The sequence below is a fragment of the Pseudomonas rossensis genome (assembly GCF_039888995.1).
Classification (GTDB): domain Bacteria; phylum Pseudomonadota; class Gammaproteobacteria; order Pseudomonadales; family Pseudomonadaceae; genus Aquipseudomonas; species Aquipseudomonas rossensis.
The window spans coordinates 1-2,058 of record NZ_JBBWCB010000283.1 but is presented as its reverse complement, the minus strand read 5'-3'; the positions used below and the strand labels follow the sequence as shown (position 1 = coordinate 2,058).

1 protein-coding gene is annotated in these 2,058 nt (G+C 64.1%); it reads right to left on the bottom strand.

Annotated elements, in window-relative coordinates; all coding sequences use genetic code 11:
- On the bottom strand, window positions 1-2,058 hold a 2,058-nt coding region (locus tag WLY71_RS30420), incomplete at both ends, for a condensation domain-containing protein (RefSeq protein WP_347806532.1).

Below are 2,058 nucleotides of genomic sequence, written 5' to 3'. Positions count from 1 at the left end.
CCAGCGTCCGGGCTGGCGTCGCCACCAGTGCGTCCAGCAACGCGCACCATTGCGCGCTCCAGCGCTGCATCGTCAATTCGTCACACAGCGCCGCCTGGTATTCCAGTGCGAGGATCATGTCGCTGCCATCGTCCTGGACTTCCCAGCTCTGTTCGAACTTGGCGTCGATCACCGGCAGCGTCTGCTCTTCGATGTTCAGGCCTGGCCATTGGCTGCTGTCCATGCGGCCGTGGGTAAGGGAGAACATCACCTGGCCCAGCGGCGTGCGGTTCAGGTCGCGACGCTGGGCCACGGCGCCGACCAATGTGGCGAACGGCAGGTCGGCATGGGCCTGGGCGGCGCGCAAATCGGCTTCAAGGCTGGCCAGCAACTGCTCGGCCGGGGCCTGTTGATCGACTTCACTGCGAATCACCAACGTATTCACCAGACACGCCAGCAGTGCCTGGGTTTGCGGCTGATCGCGCTGATCGGCCGGGGTGCCGAGGCGAATTTCACGCTGACCGCTGTAGCGTGCGAGCAAGGCACTCAGTGCCGTCGCAAGTACCACGTAGCTGGTGGTGCCGCGTTGGCGGGCGAACTGGCGGATGGCTTCGGCACGCGAGGCGCCGAGGTTGATGGTCAGTTGCCTGGCGCGGCGATCCGCCTCGGCACCGCGTGGATGGTCGAGAGGCAGATCGAGTTGGTAGTCGTCCTGGCCGAGGTGATTTTTCCAGTAATCCAGGCTGTCATTGCGCCGAACCTGTGTGTCCGGGTGCTGCTGCCACAGGGCGAAATCAACATAGTCGACGTCCAGGGCGGTCCAGGCAGGCGACTGTCCGTTCAGGCCGGCGCTGTAGGCCTGGGCCAATTCGTCGATCAGCAACTGCATCGCCCAACCGTCGGTGGCGCTGTGGTGCAGGCACACCAGCAACAGGCTTTCGTCGCTGCCCTGACGTTGCAACAGGTGTGCACGCCAAGGTGCGGCGGTGGCCAGGTCGAACGGTGCCATCAGCTCGTTCTGAGCATCGGCGCACGCCACCGCCCAGTCTTGTGTGGTGACCGAAGTGACCGCGAGCGCCGGGCCCTGATTGTCGATCAGTAACTGCGGCTCGCCTTCAACTTCAACGATGCGGCTGCGCAGCACCAAATGGCGCTCGCTGACTTGTTCGAATGCCTCGCGCAAGGCCTGAACTTGAAGCTCGCCATGCAAGGTCAGGGCGAACGGCATGTGATATTCACGCGAATCCGGCACCAGACGGCTGAGCATCCAGAACCGTTGCTGCGCCAGGCCCAGCGGCAACTGTGCCGGGCGCGGCTGCGCGGTGATCAGTTCACCCGGCATCGCCGCGCGCAGATGACCGGCCAGCGCCGCCACCGTCGGCTGGGCGAACACCAGCGCCAGCGGCAGGCTGGCGCCAAGGCGTTCACGAACCCGGGCGACCAGTCGCGTGGCCAGCAAGGAATGGCCGCCGAGATGGAAGAAGTGATCGTCGATCCCCACCAACGGGCATTCCAGCACTTCGCTGAACAACTCACAGAGCACCGTTTCGGTGGCGTTGCGCGGCGCCGTGCGCGGCTGGTCGCTTTTGGTTTCAGGCAATGCCATGGCAGCCAGGGCCTTGCGGTCGAGCTTGCCGTTGCTGTTGAGTGGCAGGCTGTCGAGTTGCACCAAGAGGCTTGGCAGCATGTGCGAGGGCAGGTTGTCGCTCAATGCCGCGCGCAGTGCGGCTTCATCGGCTTCACCACACCAGAAACTCACCAGACGCTGATCAAGCAACAACGTGGCAGCGTCGCGAACGCCGGTTTGCGCCAGCAATTCAGCGTCGATTTCTCCCAGCTCAATCCTCTGACCGCGCAGTTTCACCTGATGGTCGAGTCGCCCGAGGTATTCGATATTGCCATCGGCGAGGAAACGGCAACGGTCGCCGGTGCGGTATAGGCGATCACCTTCGATGAACGGGCTGGCGAGGAAACGTTCCTCGGTCAGGTCCGCACGTTTCAGGTAACCGCGCGCCACGCCGACCCCGCCGATGTACAACTCGCCGATGCTGCCGATGCTGCCGATGGGCAGTGGCTGCA